Source organism: Flagellimonas flava (assembly GCF_050617915.1).
GTDB classification, from domain to species: Bacteria; Bacteroidota; Bacteroidia; order Flavobacteriales; family Flavobacteriaceae; genus Flagellimonas; species Flagellimonas flava_A.
This window is the reverse complement of sequence record NZ_JBODQE010000014.1, coordinates 16,119-36,138: the sequence shown is the minus strand read 5'-3', so window position 1 is coordinate 36,138 and position 20,020 is coordinate 16,119. Positions and strand designations below refer to the sequence as shown.

Below are 20,020 nucleotides of genomic sequence, written 5' to 3'. Positions count from 1 at the left end.
TTATTTTTTTTCTTCTTCTTGCTTTTTTGGTGCTTTTGGGTTTGGCTTTTTCTTACCTTTGTCCTGTGCAACTTTTGCAGCTTTGGTTGTTTCAATATAAACGGTCAAAGTGCCATCCTTTTTAGCTTCCTGGGCCTGTTCGCCATCGGTAACTAGATTGTCACCGATTGAATCGACAACAGCGATGATTTCACCCTTTTTTTCACTCTTGACCTTCCCCGCCTCCAGCGTTCTGGTCACCTTTTGTAGATACTTCATTTTCTTGTTTATTATTGTTCACAAATTCTTCAAAGTCTTTTTTTAGCTGTTCAAGTTCATTATCAAAATCAGCATCGCTGCTCCATTGACTGAACAAAATCTTGCCCTGCATCTGCTCTTGTGTGGCGACTCCCTTTAAATCAGAAACCGAGTAATGTACAAAAGGCTCCAGATTGAATTCCTTTACCTTTCTTTCCATCATGGTCAGGTCATTATGGTACTCTGCCATCAAAAACTGTTCGTACAAATAATCCAAGGTCGATACGGGAGCGTTCTTTTCCTTTGCGGTTATGTACTTTTCCCAAAGCACGTCCGGGGTCTCTATAAGGAACCGTTTGCCATATTTGATCTTTGATTCCTTAAATGATTCCGGGAACATGGCCTCTCCCATGAACTTAACAAGCTTGTTCTCCTTGTTCTCGGCAGTTTTGCTGATCTGGTTGAGCTTATCGGTAATTGGCTGGATGTTCAAATAGGCTTCGGTAGCAGTCTTTTCACGCCCTTGGTCTTCAACAATGCTCGTTCCCCAAAGCGAGAAGAACATATCCTTCTTCATTTCGTGCATTTCCTCCACTTGCATCTTCCATGTTTCGAGGTCTGGGGCAACAAACCCTGCTAGGTCGGGTGCAAGTTTTGGGTCTTCGCTGCTTGTAGGGATCGGTAGAGTGACACCATCCGATACATCCCTGGTGACCTTCAGTCTTTTTCCTTCACAAGTAGGACATTGGATTTTTGGTTCATTGTCCGCACTTATCGGCTGTCCCGAATCGTATCTGGGATTATTGATTTTGCCTTCTCCCGAGCAAGTGGTACACTTCATGGCGTACCTCCAAAAAATAGGGAACCCGTGTAGGAACTTGTAGATGCTGTGTACGGATGAATCCCTGAGATATTCCTTAAGGATCTCGTCTATTTTCTCGATCAAAGGCTTTTTGCCCCCGTTCTTGTTGACAATATCACTTGCAAGCACCGCGGGGACATAGCCTTTCTTATGGATGAAAATATGTGATTCGCCTACTTCGGTTTCAGTTCCCTCATCGCCATATTTCTTGAGTCGCTTATCCTTTACGTAATAGAGCGCGTCCTTTTCTTCGTCATAGACCCTATAAATCTGCACTTCCTCTTCATCTATCCTTACTTTTTTGTGCAGAAAGATGATGTACTCAAAATCATTCCATTTAAGGAGATAGTCATGTACCGTATTGATGGATTTATATGTGGGATAGCTTTTTATCTTGTCAGCAGAATTGTTCTCCGGTTCGCTTTCCACCAATAGAACCCCATTCGGGTCTGAGATATATGCCTCCAGCCAGTAGGTCTTCATCCAATCACGCATCGACATGCCCTCTGGCAATTCTTCAAGATGTTCAAAGAACTTTTTTTCGGCCGCTTCGGTTCCCAATTCGATTTCTTCATTGAAACCATTGGCACTGAATACCTTTTGTACGGGGTTCAGTAGATAGGAAAGTAGATCCTTTGTGCTTCTGGCAATCTTTTGCCGTAGCTTTTTCTGCTCATCGTTCTCGAAGTTCTTTACCTTTTCCAGTAAGGGAGCAACGTCCCCGCCATTGAGATAAATGTCGAGGGTGTTGTGCTGATCCTTCCATTCGGCAATCTGTCCGTTGGAAGGGGTTTCGATAAGCTCTAAAATCTTGTCTTCGTCAAGTACCATTAAAAAAACCCTCTACTTAAGGCCTTACGGTGCCAGGGAGGGTCTTTATCTTGTCCATAGAATAAAAAAGTCCATATCTGCCACCCTGTAAGGGAAAACATCTATGGACATTACAAATGTAAGTTATTTTTATTTAAACTAATTATAAATTGAAATGGTTACCGAAACTTTATCTTGTAGATTTTGTATTCCTTGTACTCATACGGGAAGGTGGATTTCTCCCGTAGGTAATAATAACTGAAGCCGAGGTTCTTTTCGCACATGTCCTTCACACTGCCATATACCCCTACTGGCTCCCCATTTTTCACAAGTACTATGACATTTTCCCTCTCAGGCATAATAAAGGTAGTATTATTTTAGAAATACTTCCAGTAAAACAGAACTTTTTATTATATTGTCCGTTCAACCAAAATCAATCAAATATGAAGAAAATTTTACTATTCCTCAGTTTAGTTGCAATGTCCTGTTCAACTGATAGTGAAGAAGGGAATTTAATGGAGAACGACCCAATTGTAGGTGATTGGGAAATAATAGAAAGTGGTGGGGCGTTGAGCAGCGGTGAGACATTTGTTGACACAGACCCATGCAGCAATACCCAGAAACACAGCTTTTATCCAGACGGTACATTTGATTCGGAAATATGGTGGGGTGATTCGGATACTTGTGCATTTGATCAAATAAGAACAGGTGAATGGTTTAATTCCCCCTCCAATGTGAATCCGAAGGCAAACTACAGATTGGTATATCACCAAATACCGTCAGATGACGAAGAGGTAGGGTTTCCTGAAATAACCTTTTCCGGCAATACTATGCGGATAGAATACGATCACGACAGTACTTTCGACTATACTTATCGAACTTATCAGAAACAATAATTACATCACGATAAAGTAATCTTCTTTCTTTATATCCCTTATTCGTTTCATCATAAAGGAGTCCAATAAGTCGGGGCTGCTCCCGCTTAGGTATTTTTCTTTCATTTCATCCTTTGGGATCAAGGCAAGCGCCTCTTCATCGCGCTTGGGCTTTTTCTTTATTGCTTTTCTCTCATGCATCAAACGTTGTCTTACGGTCATCTTGTCATCGTACATGGTATTGGCCACTTTAGGGGATATGTACTGCTCTTTGTCCTCCCCGTCAACGATATAGCACTGTGACTTTAGGTTTTTGAATTCCCTTTTATCCTTGGTCTTTTTTTGTTTGCCGTTATTGAAGAATGCTACGCTCCCAGGAATGAACGCATTATTGGCCCCTCCAATGAACCCGCCAACACCGCTGGCATCATAAATAACTGCGGAATTTCCAACCCCATGCCGCCTCTGCATTTCCTTGGTTTCATCCACAACATCTTTCCCGCTACTCTTATCCACGACCTTTACATCTTCCCACCTATTTCCTGAAAAGTAATTTATTATAAGTTTGTCCGATCCCTCAAGGGCTACATCAACCGTTATACATTTCTCTCCTGGACTTACCCAATCATTTGTAAAATAGTCTTTGAATACATTGTAATCATAAACATCCATTGGATTTATTGCGACCTTCCAATTACCATCCAATAATTGGAGTCTTGTGTCCTCATCCTGTGCCGCCAGATTTCCCAAGTATTCCGGGTTTGCCTCCAAAAGTTCCTTGTTATCATAAATGGATCCTCCAATAAAGGTCATTGATTTAACATAGGTCTCAGCGGGTATGTCCGAACGCTCCACCATCGGTTTAAGAAAGTACCACGCCTTATCTATGCATTCCTGTTTAGTATCTCCCCAAATAAAGGACTCCCCATCACGCACAAAATATCTGAGAGTTCCCTGCCTTTCAGGTATCGGAAACCCGTCATCATTAATCCACCAATCTATCAGTTCAGATACCCAGCTATCCGGGTCGGGGTTGCACGTCGCCCTTACATAAGGCTTTACCCCGCAAGTTGAACGGTTTCTAGACAATAGATAAAAGAACATCTTTTTGCTGAAGTGAGTAAGCTCATCAAAGCATATCAATGGTATTTCGGCTCCCTGCCAATCATAAATATCCTTTTCGTGCTGTAAATGGGAAAATTTAATCTTGGAACCTTCTCGGAAATGCCATTCAAGTATACTTTCTTTTGCTCTTGAACCATCTATCAGACCGTAAAGATTGTTAGATGCGTCCCATAGTCCGCCTTCGGCCCTTATCTGTGGGCTTGTCCTTCTGAAGAAAACTGCCCCGAAGTCCTTGTTGTGTATATGTCTTATTGGTTCTAGTAGTAGGCTGAAAGTTTTTCCTGCTCCCGCCGCGCCTCCACCAATGACAATATCCGCACTTGAAGATAGGGCGGACATCTGATATCCTTCTTGGGGCTTTATGACATTAACCTGTTCTTCCATTTTCGGGTAACTGGAACAAAGTAACCTGTGAGCTTCTTTGGTTGTTGTCCTTCTCGTATCCCCCTAAGTGCCTCATCAGTTTTTCAAGGGCATCCAATTTGTTTATTATCTTCAGCTCCTTGATATCGCCTATCCTTTCCCTTTCCTTTCCCTTTCCAATAAATTCCTCGTATGTCTTGATGCCTGATATTGAAGTTCTGATCTCAATTGGAATATCGTGTATAGGTTTAAGTGAGCCATCCTCATTGTAGCATTGTGCGATATCAAAGGTCGCTATGTCTGCAATGGACTTTACCACGCCATCAACTGTAATTTTATTGCGTTCCCTTATATCCTTTTGAAGTTCATGGATATAATTTTGAATGTTAAGTTTTGATAAGTTCTGTGAAGCTTGTTCCCGTGCGGTTTTCTCGCTATATCCCGCCCTAATAGCTGCTTGCGTGGCATTAAGGTCAACCATGTATTCCTCGCAGAATTTCCTTTGTTTGTCCGTTAAGTTACTCGGATTGGACATTAAGATATATTGATTTCAGGGTTAAGTTTCCTTGCCTCGTTTATGAGGATTGCCTTTAATATGTCCGCTTCTCGCTGGTTGGCGTATTGGATCGTTATACCAACATCGGGACATATTTCGAATATGTTAGCTACTTTAGGCATTCAAGTTAAATATTGTAGCTTCTTGCTACAAATATAGTGATAATATGTAAGTGTTTGACATTCAATTCAAATTGATAAGTCTTTTCAAGACAGTTTTAGTTGTTCTTTAAAAGTCTCCCGGATATCCTTTAGCTCTGTTGGTGACTGTCCAGGTGTCATAAGGTGTACAAGTTCATGCACTATCCCTGTGTCCGACAGACATAGATATGTCGGTATCTCTTTAAGGTAGCACACCATTATCGCGAAATGTGCCGCATCAATAATGTTCGCTAAAAAGGTGTCGTCATCCATTTCAATGAACTCCTGATATCTGTTCTTTAGGTTTTTGTACGACAGTCCGAACTTTTTTCCATCTACTAAGTATTCCATATTACTCTATCGCTATGCACATTGTTTGGAATATCATTGGCTGTTGTCCTCTATTTCTGCTTTAGGGGCGTTGGATTTGACGCTTGCAATTCCCTTTTCCATTGCCGAAACACTACTGTACATCCGGCTCTGGCCTATTACCTGGACGTTCCTTGCTTTTAAGTTGAAGTATGGGCTTCCGTCACTGGCCGTCCTTCTTTCATACAAAACGTCATCTTGGGAATTCTGCCTAACGGATTCTATCCCATTCTCACATGCCGCCTTGGTGGTGTATCCACCGCTTTGCAGTATAGATTGCCCATTTCCTGCTCTTAAACAGAAACGGAACATTTTTCCTTTATCTTTTCTTATTTCAAATTTTCCCATAATACTAACCTTTTTGTTGGGGCCAACAATATGGTCTACCCCCTTTTGTTGGTTCCGTTTTCGCTGATTGTAAGCTCACTGTTCGGGTCTTCCAAATGGTCTTTCCATGGGTCGTTTTCAAATAGAAGTTCCCCTTCAAAGCTCCAGTACTGGGTAATTATCCTAAGTGGGCTTCCTTCAATTCCCTTGCCCCTTCTCAGTAGCTCGGTTTTTATTAACTGTACAACTTCGGCTCCCATTATTTTACCTTTTGTTGGTTCTGGCCTTTATTTCTGCTAGGTCTACTGTGAGCTGACCAATGTATTTTTGCTTTCTGGATATCTTTCTTCGGATAAGTTCCTTTCTCATTTCCAGATGTTGCAGTCTTTTTGGCCAACTTTCAATTTCCTGATGTAGTTTATTGGCATCCCTGTTCAACTGCGCAATGTCGGATTCGGTTCTTCCAATCTGCATCAAAAGGTCGTCTGGATTGTTGCGGTCTATCTTCTCTTCCATCTTACTTTATTTTACCATTCTTCAAATTCCTCATCATCCCATGATTCACGGCAGTTTTTACAATGCTGAACCTCCTTTTCGGAATTACTGATTCCATGGAAGCAATGGGGGCAAAATCCTTCTTCCAATGCTTTTTTCTGTTCGTAATTCAATTGTTCCATTTACTTTATTGTTTTTAGGGATTGTATTAGTGCTTTTTCCACTTCTTCTGGACTTCCGTACACCCATCCTCCAGGCATTGTCTTATAACTTTTTAAACCCTTTCCCACCATCCATAGTTCCAAGTAGTGTCCTCTATCCAATATTTCCGCCCACCAGTCATTTTTGGGATGCTAGTAACATCCTTTGTTTCCTAAGCTGGGCTTGAATCCAAAATATTTCAGGATCTTGGTAAAGCTTGACAAATGCCGTTTTCTCCGGTTCCTTTCTTTTTGGATAAGATGGATTTGCTCAGGGGTAAGTTTTATCTCAACGTTTTCAATAAACACCTTCATTACTTTGTTCTTTGTTCGTATAGTTGCTTGGCTTTTTCAAATGCCGCTGTTCTTGCTTCGTTGATTGATCCATATTCTTCTGATGTCTCTACATGAAAAAACGGAGCCATACAATCTTCCGTGAATATTTGGAATACCCAAGTGTTCCAGTCGTCCACCGTTCTTATTTCAACCAATAATCTGTTTTCTAGGAAGAAATCTTGGAGTATTCCCCATTGCATTGATAGGGGCATTTCATCCCATCTGATATAAACTTGCCCGACCCTTAGTTTCAACACTTTTCTAATGTTGTAAGTGGCATCATATTTTATTCTACAGTATTCTGCGAAATATTCCTCAAACTTCCTTTCCATGGCTTAATATTGATGGCTTAAACCGTTCCACTCACTTTCTGTAATCAAATATTTACAGCTTACACATTCATGCACATAAATTGGCCACGGTAAAGTCATAATAACTTCGGCTTGTTGGACGTGTTCACAATTAGGGCATGATATTGCCTCCATTGTCTTTGGGATTTTATTTAATCTTTCTAAGACTGTATTACTCTTCCTTTCCATTGGATAATGGTTTAGTGTTCAATAGTTCCCTTTTCTCTCTACTCATCTTTGTGGGGTTTAGAAGCCTTCATAGCTTTGTTGTATTCCGTTATGTGAACCAGAGATTCAGATAGGTATTTAATTAGGCTTCTGGCTGCGGATTCGCTCAGATCAAAATCATAATCACTATCCCCTTGATTGAATGTCACAACGATTTCTTTCGTCTCAACATAGAGGTCTACATCATAGGGGTCTACATCATTGGTGTCGCAAATCCAAAAACTCAAAGACGTTCCCTCTTCTTCTTGCAATTTGTAAATCTGGTTTTCCATTTTATATTCTGTTTCTAGTTTGATTCAATCAACTCTGATTATCCTGCCAACAATGGCCTGTGAGGGAATGTTACCCCTGTTCTTTGCTCTTTTCAAAGCTTGTTCGGGGCTATTAGCTTTTTGTGTGATACAGCTTTTCAATTCAATTCTATAAGTCTTGTTCATCTTCAAATTGTTTTTGTTTCTATGCTTTTGTGGGGGTGGTCAACTGAATTACCGATATGTCCAAATAATATTGGCTGTCCTCAAATCTTACCCATTCCCCATGCTTATCCCCACGGTTTAAATCGATTACATAAGAGTGTCTATTACCTGGCAAGATTGAATAATGAAAAGTTCCATCAGGTTTTACTCCGATTGGCTTTCCTGTTAAATACTCATGGAAATCCTTTATCATTTCCTCTTCTGGTTTAGGATTGTCCACCCAAGGGACAGCTACTAAATCAAGGTCTCTGCCCATACTTCCGTGGATTAGAAGGGCGTAACCATATTCTTTGGCTATATCCTTCATTTGCTCAAAAATCATGGCGTAAAGCCCCGGTTTGATATGTTTTGGCTTACTCATTTTCCTTGTCGTATTTCTCCCGTTGTTCCTTTGTCCAGAATTTTCTATAGTTAAAGCACTCTGTTACCTTAAATGGATAATGGCACTTTTCTCTAATTTCACATCCGTTGCATGTCATCCTTCATTGTTTTTGGTCAGACCCTCTAATAGTTGCTTTGCCCTACCAGTGTCCAATTTTGTATCGCTCATTGTTTCTTGGTTTATTTATCAACTACAAGGTATTCCCCTCCCATTTCCGATGGGTCATATTCTTCATCCTTCCAATCATTGTATAATTCAGTGTCATACTCTTTCATGTCCTGTAAATCGGCCTCATTTGCGAGTGGACAACTCCAAGAATAACATTTACCATGAGGCTTTTTGGTTTCGTTATCCGTGTCAACTTCCTCTTGGTCGGGATGTTTGCACCCATAACCATTGTTTACCGTTGTGCATGTTGTGAAAAACCCGCACTTCTCAACCATTTCATCAATGTGAATTATTTTTCTTTCCATTCTCTTGCTTATTGGGTTGGTCAATTACTATTTCATTAATCCAGTTTGAAATTTCAACATCCAAATTGACTACGATAAATTGCTGTTCATCATCCAAATCATCAAACCCTTTTAAATATTGAGGAGATATTTTTTCTATTTTTTTGATCATAGAAATGTATCCCTTGATTGTTTTTGGATTATACATGCTTGACTAATTTTCCGTCTTCGTAATAATTGACAAAATTCCTTACCCCTAATGCCAGTTGGTCAATGGTATTAAAGGTTCCTGCTATTTGAATAATGTTCTTGGTTTTTAGTCTATCCTTACCTTCCTCAAAAACGCTTACGGAATCAATTTTAATGGTTGGTTCGTACATTCCATATCCAAATCCATGGAATCTTACATTATCTCCAAATGCTTTTCTTACCCAAGGTTTGAAATTGCCTCCCTTTTCAAAAACATCACGGTGGTATTTGTAGGTTATGTAAATCATTGTTGAATATTTTAAACGTTTATATTGATTTTGTTGATATTGTAGGACAATGATGTTCAGTGACAATGAACACCTATATTTTTTGAACACCTATAGGTTCACAAATTGTGAGCATACCTAAGCATATATCTCTATTTTCTGCTATTTGCTTTGCCCACGCGATAGCGTGTTCTTTCTCCTTATACCTTTTTGACCAAGCAGGAACATCCACTCCCTTATAGGAGACCTCTATGATGTGTCCCGATGAATCGCCCAAAACCATTATCCTTCTGTATTTACTTAAATATTCAAAGTAAATAGGCTTAGCGTCACCCTTTCGGAGATTAGTTGCGTAAACATTGTCTAACTCTGGTATGTAAACTCCTCTGCTCATAATAATTGATTCTTTTAATATTATATTACAAATATATACAATATATATGATATATACAATATATCAGCGTGATAAAATGGCGTTTTTAACTTTTTCTATGACATCATCAGGAACACCGCCCCTTTCGAAAACCACCTTTCCTATCACATCCTCATTGACCCCGCACAGTTCTTTCACTTCCTTGGCACTATTGAACTTTGTCAGGAATATTCGTAAAACCTCTTTCTTTCCGTCCTGATAATCCGGGTTCGACATGAAATTGAACAATGGCCTGAACTTTTCGATATATTGCTTCTCCATCAGCAACCTTTTCTTTTTGGACATTTCAAGGATTGTGTAGTGGCTAAACCTCATTCTCCTATTTTTAGAATGCATTCTAATCCTTGAATGCACATCTCTGCCACTACCTATGTAGATTATCTCTTTTTCCCTTATCAAGAAGTAAACACCGGAAACAACAACTTTGTTCTTGACCGACATTCCAACAATTTCTTCCTTTTCTTTCATAGTATATATTGTATATATGGTATATTGTTCTTAAATTTACCTCCAATTCTAATCCATGAGAAAACTAATAGACATCCCGGAGGAAATAGTTAAAGACCTCAAAATACTTGCGATCCAGAATGACAAGGATTTAAAAAACTATATTCAAGACCTATTGGTGCAACATGTTGAGGACTCCAAATAACCATTTTCAGCGGCTTGTTTGATTCCATCGTTTTGTTTTGTTAATCAATTGCCTGTAGGCGGTCTATTTCAGCAGCCAGCATTGCTCCTGCAATAATCAGTCTTTGCTTATACGGCTTATCGTGCATTTTTTGCCACAGTTCCAAATTCCATTCCGTCGGCGGTTCATTTCTACAATCAATTTCTTCAATTGCCTCGTAACAAAGACAACATGCGGCAGTTCCTAATTGAAAGTCCGTGTTAATCTTAACATCCATTTCAATGGATCTACCATGCTTTTCGATTTGCTCTTTTCTCTCTTCTGCGATTAATTCAATTCCTGTTTTCATGTTCTTGTTTTGTTAAATGGCATTCAAAATCAGTTACTTATATTTCTGTTTTAACCTAGGCAAGCACTTAATTCTTTTTTCGACACACGCGGAATGCCATTTGGTTCAATGTCTTAATTCCTTAATTGGGTGTTTTCTTTGTTAGGGGGTTGAAATTCTCTTTGTAAACTTCCTGTCAAGCAATATCCTGAACCGTCAGGCATTCCGGTTGTTTCGCTCCATATCATTATCAACTCGATTTTTCCCGCGTATTTCAATCGTTTCAGAAGAACGGTCAAAATATCCTCTGGAATTTCTGTTTTCTCGGAAATGGCCCATTTTCTATAACCATATCCAGGCTCCAATTTTGTAAGCACTTCTAAAATCGACCTTTCCATTTCATTGAATATTCCAGCATACTTCATCCTACTGTTGCTTTAGTTTTAAATTTTGTTCCCCTTTTTTAAATAGTCCGCTTCACCGATTTTTACAGTCCATCCCCTCTTTTCCCCTTCTTTTTTCAATCTAAGTGCGTCCTGGTAGTCCGTCTTTCTGTAAAAGACAACATCAACCATTGTACTGGGGTCGAGTTCGTGTTTCTTCAAACCAGAAGCTCTTTAATGTGGACTTTCAGCTTTTCGAAAAACCTTTCCAACAGCATCACCTTTCCCTTTTTCTGCTTCTTTTCCCTGCTGTAACCGGGATAGGTTTCCCTTAAAAATTCGTTCAGGGATTTCTTTTCTTCATCGCTCACCTTCAATAGACCCTTTTCCTTCAAGGTGTCATATACCCAATGGTAGTCCATGGGAACCTCTTTGTCCTGTTTCCATTCGTCATAGGCATAAATCACGTTCAGGTATTCGTTCTGGGATTTTTCCTCTTCGGAAATCTCATGTTTGTAGGCTTCGCTCTTTTTGGGCAACTGTCCCTTATAGGCAGTGATAACACTTGAAAAAAGTATCCCGTCCAGATAGTTGCTCTTTGGTGTAAGCCCTGGAAGCTCATGGTTCACGTACTTTACAAAAGCCTCCTTTATCTGCTCGAAGGTCATCGAGTAAGCGGATTTTTCTATCATCAAAAGGATTGAAGGCAACCTTTCCACGTTCTTGTCAGAATCATCGAGCGACAAGAGAGCCTTTAGGAACGGGTAAAGCTCATGCTCAATCTTACGTGACCGCTCATCAATCGGAATTCCCCGGAAGGGAACCGTATCCCCTTTAAGAACCTGTAACTCCATAGTTGTTCCTCATTTTATCGAATACGCTTACGTGTTCGGGTTCGTTTACAGGGATGACCTTCGCCCTGTTGTAATAGATTATTTCGTCCTCCCAAGAATCATTGTTGAAGAATGTCTCTGGGTTCTTCCTGTACTTTTTATTAGGCTGGGCCTCCTTGTACTTTGGGATGTAGTCCATTATTTTGAGCTTCGTTCCCAAGCTCAGTTTGTTCCACTTGGCCTCTATCTTTGATTTTTTGCCCACCTTCTTGTCATAGGCGTTCCAGAAGTCTTCAAAAGTTGGGTTCATGCCGTTTTGTTCATGTTTATTTCCAAATGCCCGCATTGCAGGATGTTCTTCTTGAAATATTCCTTTTCGGATTCAAACAAATGGTGGTCTGGTAAAAGAATGTTGTTCTTTATGACCACCTTTACTTCCGTACCCGTATCCCTAAAAATGAAATGGGTATTCGGTTCGTTCTCGCTCGGCACCACCCAAAACTTCATAATGCCACATGAGCCATTCTAAGAGCGTCGTCATCATCCCTGATCTTTCGAGTGGCCTTTGCCAATCCAGAAACCCTTAACTCCTTCATTCTTCTCTCAACTGCTACGTAACTCAGTTTCTTGATGCGTTCAATTCCATTGACCAGTTCCTTGTAAAAGGCTTTTTTGGCTATACCGTAAGCGGTCAGTTCCCCATAGGTCTTTAGAACCCATACAATTATTTTTTGGTCGCGTTCCTTTTTGCCGTCCGCTTTGTATTTTGCGTAAGCGATGGTGCTTGTGCTTTGTTCTCTTACTTGTTCCATTAGTCAAAGATGTCTAGTTGTTCTACATTCTGTTTTCTTATAATTTCCCTTGCGCAGTCAAGGATGTAAAGTCCCGTTTCGGGGTGTACACAATTGCGGATTATCTTATCCTTTCGTTGTTTTCCTTTGTAACCATGAATGCTTATGCCGTGTATTTTTTCCATTTGGGCAACAGTGTTTCCGCTACAATCGGTCTGGATATGGTTAAAATGACCAATAGGGAAGTTCGTCCAGAATAAATGCCTTCCAATCTTCTTGGTTGGTGGGATTAGCGGTTTGTAGTATGGATCAACATTCTCCAAAGAGTACTTGCCACTGTACCAATGGTCTAGGAATATTTTGTACATGTATAGGGTCAAGTCCGGGTATTCATCTGAAACCGCATCATTTCCTTTGGCAGACCAAAACCGGGGCCGTGAATTCTTAGGGCAAGGTGGGCTTCCCCAGATGAAATCAAACCTTTTATAATTTTTCAGAAGATACTCGTCGGCATCACCTTCTATAACCTCATCTTCAGGAAAATCTTCCTTGTACATTCTTACCAATTCTGGATCAATCTCCACAGCGGTAACCTCAACCCCTTCCCAGAGTTTACGGTTTCCTCCCCTTCCCGCATGAAGATTCAATACTTTCATTTTACAGTGGTATTGCTATTTGACTTGTTAAATATTTGGTTCATTCCCATTTCTATTCTTGTATTTCCCCTCCATCCCTTCTTGAAGTGAAAATTCCCGACACTAAATCCAAATGGGAAATCAATCAGTGTCCCGCTTCCAAAAACCGCTATACTGTGGATACCTCCATATTCATGTATCATATCCATTATTACCTGTCTCTGAAAAACCTTGTTCGTAGGAACCAGATAACTCACGTTGTCGGCTATGTTGAATGAATGCTCCAAAAACTCTTTGAATATTGAGTAAGGGGGATTCCCTATTATCCAATCACACTTCTTTTTGAAATCAAAGAAATCCTTGCCGTCATCCAGTTCACAGAACTCTTTCCCTGCAGGGAGGAAATCATAAAAAGCGCCGTCCCCTTTACATGGATCTAAACAAATTCCCTCTGGTTTCACAAAATCAATTATCCATTTAGATACATGACGGGGTGTATAAACAACGTCCGCTTCCCTTGTGATAGAATCGACCTTAAAAAGCATTAGCTGTTCTTCCATTCCCTTAATAGTTTTTGGTGCTTTGTTTTTATTTCCTTCAGTTCTTCCCTTGAATACTTGTACTTTCTTAGGGAATCGGCTATTTCCTCCAGCTCTTTTACCGCATTTTCCCCGTACTTTTTTACCAGCCCTTTCCTATAACCGCTCTCATTTCCATCTAAAAAAGTGTTGCACTTCTCACATTGCTTGTTGACGTTCATTTCATGGAAAATCAGCCCCGTAAAAAGTTCCGCCTTGAAATAATGCCCCGCGTGCCAAATCTTGGCGGTTGTGGTTCCGCAGCTTATACATGCATCGTTCGCGTCCCTCAGTTTTATCCACTTCTGAAAGGGAACCCTTGTTTCCTGGACGAGCCTTGCTATGCTCTTTAGCTTTTCCCTTTCCTCTTTTTTCTTTTTCCTGATGGTTGCCTTGGCATTCTTCTGCACCCTCGGCACGAATTTTTTGCTGTAATGCTCGTTCCCTTCCGGTGTTGACTGCATCCATTCCCAAAAACAGTACGGACATAATCCGTACGTCCTGTCGTAGACCTCTTTCCCGCATCCGGGAAAATGGTTGGAATTATGGTTGCCCTTGCATGGTTTTGGTTTATGGAGAATTCTGGTCATTGCTTAAAATGGCATATCATCAGGATCTTCTTCAGTTAAATCCCCAGCAGGCTCAAACACCTCTTTGGGTGGAACTGGCGGCACCCCTTCAGATGCAAATCCAACCTTCTCTATTCTCCAAGCCTGTATGCTGTTGAAATACTTTGTCTCTCCCTGCGGATTGACCCATTCCCTGCCCCTGATATTGATTGACACCTTTACCTTTTCACCTACAGCGTACTTGTCCAGTATGGAGCATTTGTCCTGCACCAGTTCAATCAATACGTGCTGTGGATATTGCTCCTCCGTGGTCAATACAAATTCCCTCTTTTGGAAACCGTTGTTCCCAAATGTTCCGGTATCCTCGATAACCTTGATAATTCCTTCTAGTTCCATTAACTTTCTTTTTTGATTATTGATAGTTCTGAGCGCATAGACCAAATCACATGGTCTACCGCCTCCATTATTTTTCTGATCATCCTGAGTTCGGGTACTTTCTCATCCGCCAAAATTTTCCCTGAAGCCACGCTTCCCTTGTGTTTGAACTGTACCGTGTTATGTTCTTGATAGGCCTCTATATTGAACTTGGTCAGATGATAATTGCTGCTGGTCAGTTCCCTGAGCATTTCCCTTAGACTATCCTTGCTCTTCCATTCACCACCCTCGTAGGTGTCGATTATTGACGATATTTTGTCCAAGACCTCTTGCATCAGATATATTTCTTTTCATCTTCTACTAGTTCAAGGAATTGCTCTAGCCTTGGTTCTATCTTGGCAATGTCATCCTTATAATCTTCCTTTAAGATTCTATGGATAAAGAGCTTGTTGTTTTCAGTGCATGTATAGCCGTAACTGATAAAATCGCAATAGTCCCAACCACAGAGCCATATATTTCCAAGCTTCTGCCACTTATAAGCAGGGTCTAGGGAGTTTCTTCTAATGTTCTGTCTCTGAGTCCAGGCGATTACGGATTTTATCTCTATTCCACCATTGTCTAACAAGATCCTTCCGTCTGGTGAGCCGCCAACGTTTTCATATTTTTCACTTTGGCAGAACCCGCCATTGGACACTTCGCTGAAAGTCTCATGTTCGTAGGCCTCCTTTGCTATTGGTTCCCAAACATGCCCTTCCTCCATGTATCCGTTACTGAACCCTGCGCTTTCCTCCTTCGCTCCCGTAACCTGTTCATAAGCTATCTTATGGGCATATTTTTTGGCGGTATCTGAAAACGCCTTTCCGTAGTTTGCCATTATCACGCCAAACTTTGAGGTAGTGGCCTTGCCTAGCCTTAAAGCGTCCCATTGTGGGCTGTTCTGCTCGACATCGTGGAAGATCATGCTTCTAGCAATTTTTTGTTCTCCACGGAAATATTGAACTGTTTCAATACTGCGTCAAGCCTTCCATCCTTTGCGGCTTTCTTTGCGGCTTCCCATCTTTTATGGTCGGGCGTTAGTTCTGGTTTTTCCATAACTGGCTGTACGGGCCTTATCCGTACACCTCCGACCTTTTCGCCCTTCATCGTAACATTGGGGTCTATGTAAAGCTCTATCCATTTGTTGTTCCAGTCCTCTATAAAGGAACTTCCCTCGGAAAACTTCTTCATGATCTTGGAGTTGGTGGCGTTCAGTACCAATGGTTTATGGTTGCCCTCGAAATAAGCGATGTTGTGGTCGCCCTCCCTTCCAGCCACCTTAACTCCATACTCCTGTTTAACCTCTTTCACCTTGAAATACAGAGGCTCCTTTTTCTCTATCATGTCCTCCAGATCAGCCACCCCTAAATGGTCTGATTTGAATACATTTCTATAGTGGGTTTTAGTTTCCATTCCGATCAGTTTTAGTTTATTCCTTGTTGTTGATTTCAAACATTATCCTGGATAACAGCATCGCCATTAGGTACATTGCCAATACGATGATGTAGTTCTCCATTTTATTTTTGTTTCCTTGTTTTCTTGGAGTCCCATCTTTCATAAGCGAAAAACACTATCAGAAAAATGATAAATGATGCTTTTATGAATGTCTCTGGGTTCATTGTTCTTGGTTTATTGGTTCCTTAAGTAGTGCTTTGTCAGGATAATTCGGGATGTTGAAAAAGAAGCTCCATTCATCCCATTCCATCCGATTATCAGGCTTTATCACCTTTACTATTTTCATTGGTTTCATTCTCCTCTTTTCTTTGGTTTGATAGTTCTATGGTCTTGTGTGATTCCAGAAAGTTCTTTCCTATTATCACCGCCCCTTTGATCTTGTACTTTGAATAGGAGCGTTTGTTCAGATAGTTGGTGTTGAGGGTGTGCACATTCACATCTATGGCACCCGCTACTGTCTCTAAAAACTCCTGTTTCACGTTCATTTCCACAGCCTTGCCGTGTTGTCTTATAAACTCGTCAATAGGGCGTACGCTCTCTTCCACCATGATTTTTGCTCTTTAAATTCCGTTTCCGTCAATACCTCTATCACCCCATTGTTGTTGGTGGTGAAAATCTTACCGTTGACTATTCTCTTGTAGATCATGCCGCAACGGTTTTCAGTTCTTCCAATTCCGATATTGCTGTGTTCACTTCCAATAAGTCCTCGCCCCAGCTTTGTATCAAATTGGAGAATGTTTCAATGTCCTTTTCGTTCTTTGCGAATTCTGCGAACGCCAACTTCTGTTTGTACTCCTCTATTATTGAGGCTCGGGTGTTTCTTACCTCCCGCAGAATCTTCAATGCAGTTTCCATTATTTAAAAGTTTTGATGATTTTGTTCCTTAGTATTTCCTTCTCGGCATCGGAAATCTTTATTTCCTCCTCCAATCCGTAAAGTTTGAGTGCGTACACGTTGGCCGTTTTCTTACCGTAGTTTTTGGATTCAACGGTCAGGTGGCACACTATAAGATTGTCACCTATATATATATGCTCCTCTGTGTTCTCGTACCTGTGGATCTTGTTGCCGTGATCGTCGAAGTCCTCTAACCAGTCATCCACCTCGATTTCAGGGACGTGGAGTTTTCTTACGTCAACAATTTTAATGGGCATTGTTAAGGTAGATTCCATATATTTGGTTGCTTTTGTTTTTTAAATACAATCAAAGATATGCAATAATTTGCACACAACGCAAATATTTTCATACTTTTATACGCAATTTTAACATTTATATGAAACCTTCAGAGATTAGGAACTTAAGAGAGGCTTTAGGTCTGAGCCAAGGGCAGCTTGCACTGAAAATAGGCAAAAGCCTAAGGACGGTTCAGAACTATGAGGATGGTTCAACCTCTCCAAACTCAAAGGTTTTAGAAAAGATAAGGGCGTTGAATACGCAAAATATTTCGTTGGAACCTTCCAGTTCAGATTCCAACATTCCATCCAAAACAATAGTGTTTAATTCCGAATTAATTAAAAAGGAAGACGAGTTGGATGTTATTGCTGGCTATTTATTCCGAAATAGACATAATTTTAATGAAGATTCCGCTATATCGGCTTTTATTGGGAAGTTAATAATGGAGGGTGAAAATGAATTTATTAAAAAACTACTTCAGGCTGTGGATGGTAAAAATGATGACAGGGCAAAATATCTTCGGGAAATGGTAGTCTCTTTAAAGGTTTCTTCTTCGGACGATTAGATTCTTACAACTTCTATCAACAAACATTCAAGGTCATTGGGCATTTGCCCAGATTTGATTTTACCTTCCAGCTTATTTAAAGAGCCTGATTTGTTCAAAGCCTGCCACAAATCATTTTTCAAGCGTTGGTTTGTCGTTTTTTCTTTTTCAAAACTCCTCATCAATTCATCTACTGCCTCATCATACCATACCCCGCCAAGTTCCTCTGGAACTTTGTTTCCCTGGGCTGGCTTTTTCCATATTTTACTAGTCAATGAGTTCTTCGGCTTTTTCATAAAGTTTCTTTTGAAAGTCGTCTGAATCCTTTTTTATCTCATCAAGCACTTCAGCTTTTGCCTCGCCAAATAAACTTGGCTTTATAGCGTGCTTCATCATTTTCTTATAATCCGGTTTCAACGATACAAGAAAATCTATAAAAGAGGCTTTAAGTTGTCTTATATTGGTAATCTCCCTTGTTAGGTACATTAAGAAGGGTACGTAAATTGATGTAGCCACGGCTGCAAAACCTATTGCGGCATATATTTCGGCAGGCTTGACCATATATTCTTGGACAAAAATCCACCCCATAAAATAAAACCCGATGCCAACTATGAAAAATGAAAGTATCCTAAAAACTGTTTTGACAGGTGACTTCTTTATTAGAAAGAACTTGGTGGAAACAAAAATCAATGTACCAATGGATATGGTGAAAATTTCATTGCCCATTGCCCATAAAAAGTGAGACAGGTATTCGTAGGCGAAAATCTTAAATTTCTCCCCACGCAACCTGTCTCCAAGGTAAAAAACATAAGCGAACTTGGAGAAAATCCCCAAGAATCCGCAAATACTAATTATTACCGCTTCCCGGTGGCGGGGTTTGTGGGTCTGGCCCGAAGAGTTCGACGTTTTCATCTACTGAATCTTTTTCGCAACTTACTACAAATGCCAACGTTGCTACTGCTACTAGCGCAATTAAAAATACTTTTTTCATAATTATGAGAATTTAAAATGATTAATACATTTTAAGTTATCTCATATTCAACAACTTGTAAGCTACGGGGGACAGAACTTATCAAGTTTTTATGCACGGCAAGGGGCGTACAATTTATGATATTCCAACGGAACTATCATTATAGGAAATCCTTAAAAATTCTGGGGATTTCCGCAATTCCCGCCCTATTTTTTCCCTTGCTTGGATGGGGGTTTTGTTCAATCAGTTATTAAAAATCAAAAAGGCAACGTATAGCAACATTGCTATGAAGCATACCGTCCAAAAGTTTACCAGAACAGCGGTATTGCTCCTTACCTTTTCCATTTTGTCCAATAATGCCTTTTGTGCGCTCAGATGTTCCAACAACAGTTCCTTGTCGGTATAGTCATTTCGTTCCTCAAAAAACTTCACCGCCAATGGATTTCTCTCATAAGGTTTTCTGTTATCAGGTTCTTTTTGTTTTTTCATTTCGTTGGTTTTTGGTTCTGTTGTAAATGTAATCCTTCTTTTTTATAGTACCGTTCGTACAGTATTGTAGGTCATCGGCACTAAATTTCGGTTCATCGAATAGTATTGCAATACTGTAACAATTGTTGGTTTTTACGTCTAATAAAGTGATACAAAAGCTGTTATTTATTAAAAACTGGCACTATTTATGCTATAGATACGTTATAAAAGTTCAGTTGAGTAATATTTGTATAGTATTATTATTACAACTACTTTTGTATTGCAATACAGCATTGTATTTTAAATACTATTGTTATTAACTAAAATCCTTAATTATGAAAGTGACAACGATTGACATGAGTAAGCTGAAGGATAAAAGCAAGCCCTTCAGTAGTGCGGTTTGGTCTAAGCCAACTCCGGCGCAAGAGCAGAAATTTATGGGCATGATTGCTGAAATAACGAAAACACGCAAATCTGCATCATAAATGGCATATGATTATATTAGAGAAGAGTTCTATGATAGGACTCTTTTTTCTTTTGATAAAGACGACCAACCAATAATAGTTACGTTTGATGCCGATCCAGAAGTTGAAGATAAATATCTTGTTATAGTTTTTGCTGAACTAGGGGGTTCCATCAACAACCCACATGATCCAGAATTCGCCGAAACATTGGACAACATCACTGCCGAGTTTGCAGATGGTCGTGATCTTTTCTTAGAGGCCGCCGCCGTTTAACCAACAATTTCAAAGAACTTATAAG

At 40.1% G+C, this 20,020-nt stretch carries 44 protein-coding genes; 5 read left to right on the top strand and 39 right to left on the bottom strand.

Annotation, left to right across the window (positions count from 1 at the left end):
- The 3 genes from ACRHOZ_RS20000 to ACRHOZ_RS19990 all read right to left on the bottom strand — a co-directional run bounded on the left by ACRHOZ_RS20000 (nucleotide 1) and on the right by ACRHOZ_RS19990 (nucleotide 2,268).
- Nucleotides 1-258 (bottom strand): hypothetical protein, encoded by a 258-nt coding sequence (locus tag ACRHOZ_RS20000; protein ID WP_431129741.1) that lies wholly within the window; start codon nucleotides 256-258, stop codon nucleotides 1-3.
- Nucleotides 203-1,930, bottom strand: a complete 1,728-nt coding sequence (locus ACRHOZ_RS19995) for a hypothetical protein (RefSeq protein ID WP_431129739.1) — start codon at nucleotides 1,928-1,930, stop codon at nucleotides 203-205. Before ACRHOZ_RS19995 ends, ACRHOZ_RS20000 begins: the two co-directional genes overlap by 56 nt.
- 158 nt (nucleotides 1,931-2,088) lie before the next feature.
- Nucleotides 2,089-2,268, bottom strand: a complete 180-nt coding sequence (locus ACRHOZ_RS19990; protein ID WP_431129736.1) for a hypothetical protein — start codon at nucleotides 2,266-2,268, stop codon at nucleotides 2,089-2,091.
- Nucleotides 2,269-2,352: 84 nt separating this feature from the next.
- On the opposite strand from ACRHOZ_RS19990, the gene ACRHOZ_RS19985 reads away from it, so the two are divergent.
- On the top strand, nucleotides 2,353-2,805 hold the full coding sequence (locus tag ACRHOZ_RS19985; RefSeq protein WP_431129733.1) for a hypothetical protein: 453 nt from the start codon (nucleotides 2,353-2,355) through the stop codon (nucleotides 2,803-2,805).
- Here the strand turns inward: ACRHOZ_RS19985 and ACRHOZ_RS19980 are convergent, their stop codons facing one another.
- The 15 genes from ACRHOZ_RS19980 to ACRHOZ_RS19910 all read right to left on the bottom strand — a co-directional run bounded on the left by ACRHOZ_RS19980 (nucleotide 2,806) and on the right by ACRHOZ_RS19910 (nucleotide 9,960).
- Entirely contained in the window at nucleotides 2,806-4,293 is a 1,488-nt protein-coding gene (locus ACRHOZ_RS19980) for a terminase large subunit domain-containing protein (RefSeq protein ID WP_431129730.1), read from the bottom strand.
- Nucleotides 4,277-4,807, bottom strand: a complete 531-nt coding sequence (locus tag ACRHOZ_RS19975; RefSeq protein WP_431129727.1) for a terminase small subunit — start codon at nucleotides 4,805-4,807, stop codon at nucleotides 4,277-4,279. The genes ACRHOZ_RS19980 and ACRHOZ_RS19975 overlap by 17 nt, the downstream gene beginning before the upstream one ends.
- 227 nt (nucleotides 4,808-5,034) lie before the next feature.
- Nucleotides 5,035-5,319, bottom strand: coding sequence for a hypothetical protein (locus tag ACRHOZ_RS19970; RefSeq protein ID WP_431129724.1), 285 nt, complete (start codon nucleotides 5,317-5,319; stop codon nucleotides 5,035-5,037).
- 33 nt (nucleotides 5,320-5,352) lie between these two features.
- Nucleotides 5,353-5,685 (bottom strand): YegP family protein, encoded by a 333-nt coding sequence (locus ACRHOZ_RS19965; protein WP_431129721.1) that lies wholly within the window; start codon nucleotides 5,683-5,685, stop codon nucleotides 5,353-5,355.
- A gap of 35 nt (nucleotides 5,686-5,720) precedes the next feature.
- Nucleotides 5,721-5,924, bottom strand: a complete 204-nt coding sequence (locus tag ACRHOZ_RS19960) for a hypothetical protein (protein ID WP_431129718.1) — start codon at nucleotides 5,922-5,924, stop codon at nucleotides 5,721-5,723.
- 4 nt (nucleotides 5,925-5,928) lie between these two features.
- Entirely contained in the window at nucleotides 5,929-6,180 is a 252-nt protein-coding gene (locus tag ACRHOZ_RS19955) for a hypothetical protein (protein WP_431129715.1), read from the bottom strand.
- Between the two features lie 11 nt (nucleotides 6,181-6,191).
- Nucleotides 6,192-6,341: a hypothetical protein gene (locus ACRHOZ_RS19950; protein ID WP_431129712.1), complete on the bottom strand. Its 150-nt coding sequence runs from the start codon at nucleotides 6,339-6,341 to the stop codon at nucleotides 6,192-6,194.
- A 332-nt stretch (nucleotides 6,342-6,673) separates the two neighbouring features.
- Nucleotides 6,674-7,027 (bottom strand): hypothetical protein, encoded by a 354-nt coding sequence (locus ACRHOZ_RS19945; RefSeq protein WP_431129709.1) that lies wholly within the window; start codon nucleotides 7,025-7,027, stop codon nucleotides 6,674-6,676.
- 245 nt (nucleotides 7,028-7,272) lie between these two features.
- Entirely contained in the window at nucleotides 7,273-7,545 is a 273-nt protein-coding gene (locus ACRHOZ_RS19940) for a hypothetical protein (protein WP_431129706.1), read from the bottom strand.
- A 184-nt stretch (nucleotides 7,546-7,729) separates the two neighbouring features.
- Nucleotides 7,730-8,110 (bottom strand): hypothetical protein, encoded by a 381-nt coding sequence (locus ACRHOZ_RS19935; RefSeq protein WP_431129703.1) that lies wholly within the window; start codon nucleotides 8,108-8,110, stop codon nucleotides 7,730-7,732.
- A gap of 200 nt (nucleotides 8,111-8,310) precedes the next feature.
- Nucleotides 8,311-8,604 carry a hypothetical protein gene (locus ACRHOZ_RS19930; RefSeq protein WP_431129700.1) on the bottom strand — a complete coding sequence of 98 codons (294 nt, stop codon included), beginning with the start codon at nucleotides 8,602-8,604 and terminating at the stop codon, nucleotides 8,311-8,313.
- Nucleotides 8,579-8,791, bottom strand: a complete 213-nt coding sequence (locus tag ACRHOZ_RS19925) for a hypothetical protein (RefSeq protein WP_431129697.1) — start codon at nucleotides 8,789-8,791, stop codon at nucleotides 8,579-8,581. Before ACRHOZ_RS19925 ends, ACRHOZ_RS19930 begins: the two co-directional genes overlap by 26 nt.
- Complete coding sequence (locus tag ACRHOZ_RS19920) at nucleotides 8,784-9,080, bottom strand: hypothetical protein (RefSeq protein WP_431129694.1); 297 nt, start codon at nucleotides 9,078-9,080, stop codon at nucleotides 8,784-8,786. The genes ACRHOZ_RS19925 and ACRHOZ_RS19920 overlap by 8 nt, the downstream gene beginning before the upstream one ends.
- 73 nt (nucleotides 9,081-9,153) lie before the next feature.
- Complete coding sequence (locus ACRHOZ_RS19915; RefSeq protein ID WP_431129691.1) at nucleotides 9,154-9,453, bottom strand: hypothetical protein; 300 nt, start codon at nucleotides 9,451-9,453, stop codon at nucleotides 9,154-9,156.
- Nucleotides 9,454-9,516: 63 nt separating this feature from the next.
- Nucleotides 9,517-9,960 carry a hypothetical protein gene (locus tag ACRHOZ_RS19910; protein ID WP_431129688.1) on the bottom strand — a complete coding sequence of 148 codons (444 nt, stop codon included), beginning with the start codon at nucleotides 9,958-9,960 and terminating at the stop codon, nucleotides 9,517-9,519.
- Nucleotides 9,961-10,015: 55 nt separating this feature from the next.
- Between ACRHOZ_RS19910 and ACRHOZ_RS19905 the strand changes: the two genes are divergently transcribed.
- Nucleotides 10,016-10,144, top strand: a complete 129-nt coding sequence (locus ACRHOZ_RS19905) for a hypothetical protein (RefSeq protein ID WP_431129685.1) — start codon at nucleotides 10,016-10,018, stop codon at nucleotides 10,142-10,144.
- Nucleotides 10,145-10,184: 40 nt separating this feature from the next.
- On the opposite strand, the gene ACRHOZ_RS19900 is transcribed toward ACRHOZ_RS19905, so the two are convergent.
- From ACRHOZ_RS19900 to ACRHOZ_RS19815, 18 genes are all read right to left on the bottom strand, one after another.
- Entirely contained in the window at nucleotides 10,185-10,472 is a 288-nt protein-coding gene (locus ACRHOZ_RS19900) for a hypothetical protein (protein ID WP_431129683.1), read from the bottom strand.
- 113 nt (nucleotides 10,473-10,585) lie between these two features.
- Nucleotides 10,586-10,876 carry a hypothetical protein gene (locus ACRHOZ_RS19895; protein WP_431129680.1) on the bottom strand — a complete coding sequence of 97 codons (291 nt, stop codon included), beginning with the start codon at nucleotides 10,874-10,876 and terminating at the stop codon, nucleotides 10,586-10,588.
- 18 nt (nucleotides 10,877-10,894) lie between these two features.
- Nucleotides 10,895-11,056, bottom strand: a complete 162-nt coding sequence (locus tag ACRHOZ_RS19890) for a hypothetical protein (protein ID WP_431129677.1) — start codon at nucleotides 11,054-11,056, stop codon at nucleotides 10,895-10,897.
- Nucleotides 11,053-11,688: a hypothetical protein gene (locus ACRHOZ_RS19885; protein WP_431129674.1), complete on the bottom strand. Its 636-nt coding sequence runs from the start codon at nucleotides 11,686-11,688 to the stop codon at nucleotides 11,053-11,055. Before ACRHOZ_RS19885 ends, ACRHOZ_RS19890 begins: the two co-directional genes overlap by 4 nt.
- A complete protein-coding gene (locus ACRHOZ_RS19880) occupies nucleotides 11,669-11,977 on the bottom strand; it encodes a hypothetical protein (RefSeq protein ID WP_431129671.1) in 309 nt (102 codons plus the stop codon). Before ACRHOZ_RS19880 ends, ACRHOZ_RS19885 begins: the two co-directional genes overlap by 20 nt.
- Nucleotides 11,974-12,174 carry a hypothetical protein gene (locus tag ACRHOZ_RS19875; RefSeq protein ID WP_431129668.1) on the bottom strand — a complete coding sequence of 67 codons (201 nt, stop codon included), beginning with the start codon at nucleotides 12,172-12,174 and terminating at the stop codon, nucleotides 11,974-11,976. Before ACRHOZ_RS19875 ends, ACRHOZ_RS19880 begins: the two co-directional genes overlap by 4 nt.
- Nucleotides 12,171-12,479 carry a hypothetical protein gene (locus ACRHOZ_RS19870; RefSeq protein ID WP_431129665.1) on the bottom strand — a complete coding sequence of 103 codons (309 nt, stop codon included), beginning with the start codon at nucleotides 12,477-12,479 and terminating at the stop codon, nucleotides 12,171-12,173. Before ACRHOZ_RS19870 ends, ACRHOZ_RS19875 begins: the two co-directional genes overlap by 4 nt.
- A complete protein-coding gene (locus ACRHOZ_RS19865; protein ID WP_431129662.1) occupies nucleotides 12,479-13,114 on the bottom strand; it encodes a DNA cytosine methyltransferase in 636 nt (211 codons plus the stop codon). Before ACRHOZ_RS19865 ends, ACRHOZ_RS19870 begins: the two co-directional genes overlap by 1 nt.
- Nucleotides 13,111-13,653 carry a hypothetical protein gene (locus ACRHOZ_RS19860; RefSeq protein ID WP_431129659.1) on the bottom strand — a complete coding sequence of 181 codons (543 nt, stop codon included), beginning with the start codon at nucleotides 13,651-13,653 and terminating at the stop codon, nucleotides 13,111-13,113. The genes ACRHOZ_RS19865 and ACRHOZ_RS19860 overlap by 4 nt, the downstream gene beginning before the upstream one ends.
- The gene (locus tag ACRHOZ_RS19855; RefSeq protein WP_431129656.1) at nucleotides 13,638-14,261 is read right to left on the bottom strand and encodes a recombination protein NinG; all 624 of its coding nucleotides are present in this window, start codon (nucleotides 14,259-14,261) and stop codon (nucleotides 13,638-13,640) included. Before ACRHOZ_RS19855 ends, ACRHOZ_RS19860 begins: the two co-directional genes overlap by 16 nt.
- A gap of 3 nt (nucleotides 14,262-14,264) precedes the next feature.
- Nucleotides 14,265-14,636, bottom strand: coding sequence for a DUF3127 domain-containing protein (locus tag ACRHOZ_RS19850; protein WP_431129653.1), 372 nt, complete (start codon nucleotides 14,634-14,636; stop codon nucleotides 14,265-14,267).
- Entirely contained in the window at nucleotides 14,636-14,950 is a 315-nt protein-coding gene (locus ACRHOZ_RS19845; RefSeq protein WP_431129650.1) for a hypothetical protein, read from the bottom strand. Before ACRHOZ_RS19845 ends, ACRHOZ_RS19850 begins: the two co-directional genes overlap by 1 nt.
- On the bottom strand, nucleotides 14,950-15,576 hold the full coding sequence (locus ACRHOZ_RS19840; protein ID WP_431129647.1) for a YqaJ viral recombinase family protein: 627 nt from the start codon (nucleotides 15,574-15,576) through the stop codon (nucleotides 14,950-14,952). The genes ACRHOZ_RS19845 and ACRHOZ_RS19840 overlap by 1 nt, the downstream gene beginning before the upstream one ends.
- The gene (locus ACRHOZ_RS19835) at nucleotides 15,573-16,064 is read right to left on the bottom strand and encodes a hypothetical protein (protein ID WP_431129645.1); all 492 of its coding nucleotides are present in this window, start codon (nucleotides 16,062-16,064) and stop codon (nucleotides 15,573-15,575) included. The genes ACRHOZ_RS19840 and ACRHOZ_RS19835 overlap by 4 nt, the downstream gene beginning before the upstream one ends.
- A 299-nt stretch (nucleotides 16,065-16,363) precedes the next feature.
- Nucleotides 16,364-16,654 carry a hypothetical protein gene (locus ACRHOZ_RS19830; RefSeq protein WP_431129642.1) on the bottom strand — a complete coding sequence of 97 codons (291 nt, stop codon included), beginning with the start codon at nucleotides 16,652-16,654 and terminating at the stop codon, nucleotides 16,364-16,366.
- On the bottom strand, nucleotides 16,615-16,752 hold the full coding sequence (locus ACRHOZ_RS19825; RefSeq protein ID WP_431129640.1) for a hypothetical protein: 138 nt from the start codon (nucleotides 16,750-16,752) through the stop codon (nucleotides 16,615-16,617). Before ACRHOZ_RS19825 ends, ACRHOZ_RS19830 begins: the two co-directional genes overlap by 40 nt.
- Nucleotides 16,749-16,961 (bottom strand): hypothetical protein, encoded by a 213-nt coding sequence (locus ACRHOZ_RS19820; RefSeq protein ID WP_431129637.1) that lies wholly within the window; start codon nucleotides 16,959-16,961, stop codon nucleotides 16,749-16,751. Before ACRHOZ_RS19820 ends, ACRHOZ_RS19825 begins: the two co-directional genes overlap by 4 nt.
- Nucleotides 16,961-17,275, bottom strand: coding sequence for a hypothetical protein (locus tag ACRHOZ_RS19815; RefSeq protein ID WP_431129634.1), 315 nt, complete (start codon nucleotides 17,273-17,275; stop codon nucleotides 16,961-16,963). Before ACRHOZ_RS19815 ends, ACRHOZ_RS19820 begins: the two co-directional genes overlap by 1 nt.
- A 101-nt stretch (nucleotides 17,276-17,376) precedes the next feature.
- Here ACRHOZ_RS19815 and ACRHOZ_RS19810 point away from each other — a divergent pair, with 101 nt between their 5' ends.
- Entirely contained in the window at nucleotides 17,377-17,841 is a 465-nt protein-coding gene (locus tag ACRHOZ_RS19810) for a helix-turn-helix domain-containing protein (protein WP_431129631.1), read from the top strand.
- On the opposite strand, the gene ACRHOZ_RS19805 is transcribed toward ACRHOZ_RS19810, so the two are convergent.
- The 3 genes from ACRHOZ_RS19805 to ACRHOZ_RS19795 all read right to left on the bottom strand — a co-directional run bounded on the left by ACRHOZ_RS19805 (nucleotide 17,838) and on the right by ACRHOZ_RS19795 (nucleotide 19,279).
- Complete coding sequence (locus ACRHOZ_RS19805; RefSeq protein ID WP_431129628.1) at nucleotides 17,838-18,116, bottom strand: hypothetical protein; 279 nt, start codon at nucleotides 18,114-18,116, stop codon at nucleotides 17,838-17,840. The two genes, ACRHOZ_RS19810 and ACRHOZ_RS19805, sit on opposite strands and share 4 nt — an antisense overlap.
- Entirely contained in the window at nucleotides 18,088-18,732 is a 645-nt protein-coding gene (locus tag ACRHOZ_RS19800) for a hypothetical protein (protein ID WP_431129625.1), read from the bottom strand. The genes ACRHOZ_RS19805 and ACRHOZ_RS19800 overlap by 29 nt, the downstream gene beginning before the upstream one ends.
- Nucleotides 18,733-19,033: 301 nt before the next feature.
- Nucleotides 19,034-19,279 (bottom strand): hypothetical protein, encoded by a 246-nt coding sequence (locus tag ACRHOZ_RS19795; RefSeq protein ID WP_431129623.1) that lies wholly within the window; start codon nucleotides 19,277-19,279, stop codon nucleotides 19,034-19,036.
- A gap of 314 nt (nucleotides 19,280-19,593) precedes the next feature.
- On the opposite strand from ACRHOZ_RS19795, the gene ACRHOZ_RS19790 reads away from it, so the two are divergent.
- Both ACRHOZ_RS19790 and ACRHOZ_RS19785 read left to right on the top strand, forming a co-directional pair.
- Nucleotides 19,594-19,743 (top strand): hypothetical protein, encoded by a 150-nt coding sequence (locus tag ACRHOZ_RS19790; protein WP_431129620.1) that lies wholly within the window; start codon nucleotides 19,594-19,596, stop codon nucleotides 19,741-19,743.
- Complete coding sequence (locus tag ACRHOZ_RS19785) at nucleotides 19,744-19,995, top strand: hypothetical protein (RefSeq protein WP_431129618.1); 252 nt, start codon at nucleotides 19,744-19,746, stop codon at nucleotides 19,993-19,995.
- The last annotated feature ends 25 nt before the right edge of the window (nucleotides 19,996-20,020 follow it).

Coding starts and splice junctions, on each gene's coding strand:
- ACRHOZ_RS20000 (WP_431129741.1), bottom strand. CDS start 258: ATGAAGTATCTACAAAAGGTGACCAGAACGCTGGAGGCGGGGAAGGTC.
- ACRHOZ_RS19995 (WP_431129739.1), bottom strand. CDS start 1,930: ATGGTACTTGACGAAGACAAGATTTTAGAGCTTATCGAAACCCCTTCC.
- ACRHOZ_RS19990 (WP_431129736.1), bottom strand. CDS start 2,268: ATGCCTGAGAGGGAAAATGTCATAGTACTTGTGAAAAATGGGGAGCCA.
- ACRHOZ_RS19985 (WP_431129733.1), top strand. CDS start 2,353: ATGAAGAAAATTTTACTATTCCTCAGTTTAGTTGCAATGTCCTGTTCA.
- ACRHOZ_RS19980 (WP_431129730.1), bottom strand. CDS start 4,293: ATGGAAGAACAGGTTAATGTCATAAAGCCCCAAGAAGGATATCAGATG.
- ACRHOZ_RS19975 (WP_431129727.1), bottom strand. CDS start 4,807: ATGTCCAATCCGAGTAACTTAACGGACAAACAAAGGAAATTCTGCGAG.
- ACRHOZ_RS19970 (WP_431129724.1), bottom strand. CDS start 5,319: ATGGAATACTTAGTAGATGGAAAAAAGTTCGGACTGTCGTACAAAAAC.
- ACRHOZ_RS19965 (WP_431129721.1), bottom strand. CDS start 5,685: ATGGGAAAATTTGAAATAAGAAAAGATAAAGGAAAAATGTTCCGTTTC.
- ACRHOZ_RS19960 (WP_431129718.1), bottom strand. CDS start 5,924: ATGGGAGCCGAAGTTGTACAGTTAATAAAAACCGAGCTACTGAGAAGG.
- ACRHOZ_RS19955 (WP_431129715.1), bottom strand. CDS start 6,180: ATGGAAGAGAAGATAGACCGCAACAATCCAGACGACCTTTTGATGCAG.
- ACRHOZ_RS19950 (WP_431129712.1), bottom strand. CDS start 6,341: ATGGAACAATTGAATTACGAACAGAAAAAAGCATTGGAAGAAGGATTT.
- ACRHOZ_RS19945 (WP_431129709.1), bottom strand. CDS start 7,027: ATGGAAAGGAAGTTTGAGGAATATTTCGCAGAATACTGTAGAATAAAA.
- ACRHOZ_RS19940 (WP_431129706.1), bottom strand. CDS start 7,545: ATGGAAAACCAGATTTACAAATTGCAAGAAGAAGAGGGAACGTCTTTG.
- ACRHOZ_RS19935 (WP_431129703.1), bottom strand. CDS start 8,110: ATGAGTAAGCCAAAACATATCAAACCGGGGCTTTACGCCATGATTTTT.
- ACRHOZ_RS19930 (WP_431129700.1), bottom strand. CDS start 8,604: ATGGAAAGAAAAATAATTCACATTGATGAAATGGTTGAGAAGTGCGGG.
- ACRHOZ_RS19925 (WP_431129697.1), bottom strand. CDS start 8,791: ATGTATAATCCAAAAACAATCAAGGGATACATTTCTATGATCAAAAAA.
- ACRHOZ_RS19920 (WP_431129694.1), bottom strand. CDS start 9,080: ATGATTTACATAACCTACAAATACCACCGTGATGTTTTTGAAAAGGGA.
- ACRHOZ_RS19915 (WP_431129691.1), bottom strand. CDS start 9,453: ATGAGCAGAGGAGTTTACATACCAGAGTTAGACAATGTTTACGCAACT.
- ACRHOZ_RS19910 (WP_431129688.1), bottom strand. CDS start 9,960: ATGAAAGAAAAGGAAGAAATTGTTGGAATGTCGGTCAAGAACAAAGTT.
- ACRHOZ_RS19905 (WP_431129685.1), top strand. CDS start 10,016: ATGAGAAAACTAATAGACATCCCGGAGGAAATAGTTAAAGACCTCAAA.
- ACRHOZ_RS19900 (WP_431129683.1), bottom strand. CDS start 10,472: ATGAAAACAGGAATTGAATTAATCGCAGAAGAGAGAAAAGAGCAAATC.
- ACRHOZ_RS19895 (WP_431129680.1), bottom strand. CDS start 10,876: ATGAAGTATGCTGGAATATTCAATGAAATGGAAAGGTCGATTTTAGAA.
- ACRHOZ_RS19885 (WP_431129674.1), bottom strand. CDS start 11,688: ATGGAGTTACAGGTTCTTAAAGGGGATACGGTTCCCTTCCGGGGAATT.
- ACRHOZ_RS19880 (WP_431129671.1), bottom strand. CDS start 11,977: ATGAACCCAACTTTTGAAGACTTCTGGAACGCCTATGACAAGAAGGTG.
- ACRHOZ_RS19875 (WP_431129668.1), bottom strand. CDS start 12,174: ATGAAGTTTTGGGTGGTGCCGAGCGAGAACGAACCGAATACCCATTTC.
- ACRHOZ_RS19870 (WP_431129665.1), bottom strand. CDS start 12,479: ATGGAACAAGTAAGAGAACAAAGCACAAGCACCATCGCTTACGCAAAA.
- ACRHOZ_RS19865 (WP_431129662.1), bottom strand. CDS start 13,114: ATGAAAGTATTGAATCTTCATGCGGGAAGGGGAGGAAACCGTAAACTC.
- ACRHOZ_RS19860 (WP_431129659.1), bottom strand. CDS start 13,653: ATGGAAGAACAGCTAATGCTTTTTAAGGTCGATTCTATCACAAGGGAA.
- ACRHOZ_RS19855 (WP_431129656.1), bottom strand. CDS start 14,261: ATGACCAGAATTCTCCATAAACCAAAACCATGCAAGGGCAACCATAAT.
- ACRHOZ_RS19850 (WP_431129653.1), bottom strand. CDS start 14,636: ATGGAACTAGAAGGAATTATCAAGGTTATCGAGGATACCGGAACATTT.
- ACRHOZ_RS19845 (WP_431129650.1), bottom strand. CDS start 14,950: ATGCAAGAGGTCTTGGACAAAATATCGTCAATAATCGACACCTACGAG.
- ACRHOZ_RS19840 (WP_431129647.1), bottom strand. CDS start 15,576: ATGATCTTCCACGATGTCGAGCAGAACAGCCCACAATGGGACGCTTTA.
- ACRHOZ_RS19835 (WP_431129645.1), bottom strand. CDS start 16,064: ATGGAAACTAAAACCCACTATAGAAATGTATTCAAATCAGACCATTTA.
- ACRHOZ_RS19830 (WP_431129642.1), bottom strand. CDS start 16,654: ATGGTGGAAGAGAGCGTACGCCCTATTGACGAGTTTATAAGACAACAC.
- ACRHOZ_RS19825 (WP_431129640.1), bottom strand. CDS start 16,752: ATGATCTACAAGAGAATAGTCAACGGTAAGATTTTCACCACCAACAAC.
- ACRHOZ_RS19820 (WP_431129637.1), bottom strand. CDS start 16,961: ATGGAAACTGCATTGAAGATTCTGCGGGAGGTAAGAAACACCCGAGCC.
- ACRHOZ_RS19815 (WP_431129634.1), bottom strand. CDS start 17,275: ATGGAATCTACCTTAACAATGCCCATTAAAATTGTTGACGTAAGAAAA.
- ACRHOZ_RS19810 (WP_431129631.1), top strand. CDS start 17,377: ATGAAACCTTCAGAGATTAGGAACTTAAGAGAGGCTTTAGGTCTGAGC.
- ACRHOZ_RS19805 (WP_431129628.1), bottom strand. CDS start 18,116: ATGAAAAAGCCGAAGAACTCATTGACTAGTAAAATATGGAAAAAGCCA.
- ACRHOZ_RS19800 (WP_431129625.1), bottom strand. CDS start 18,732: ATGAAAACGTCGAACTCTTCGGGCCAGACCCACAAACCCCGCCACCGG.
- ACRHOZ_RS19795 (WP_431129623.1), bottom strand. CDS start 19,279: ATGAAAAAACAAAAAGAACCTGATAACAGAAAACCTTATGAGAGAAAT.
- ACRHOZ_RS19790 (WP_431129620.1), top strand. CDS start 19,594: ATGAAAGTGACAACGATTGACATGAGTAAGCTGAAGGATAAAAGCAAG.
- ACRHOZ_RS19785 (WP_431129618.1), top strand. CDS start 19,744: ATGGCATATGATTATATTAGAGAAGAGTTCTATGATAGGACTCTTTTT.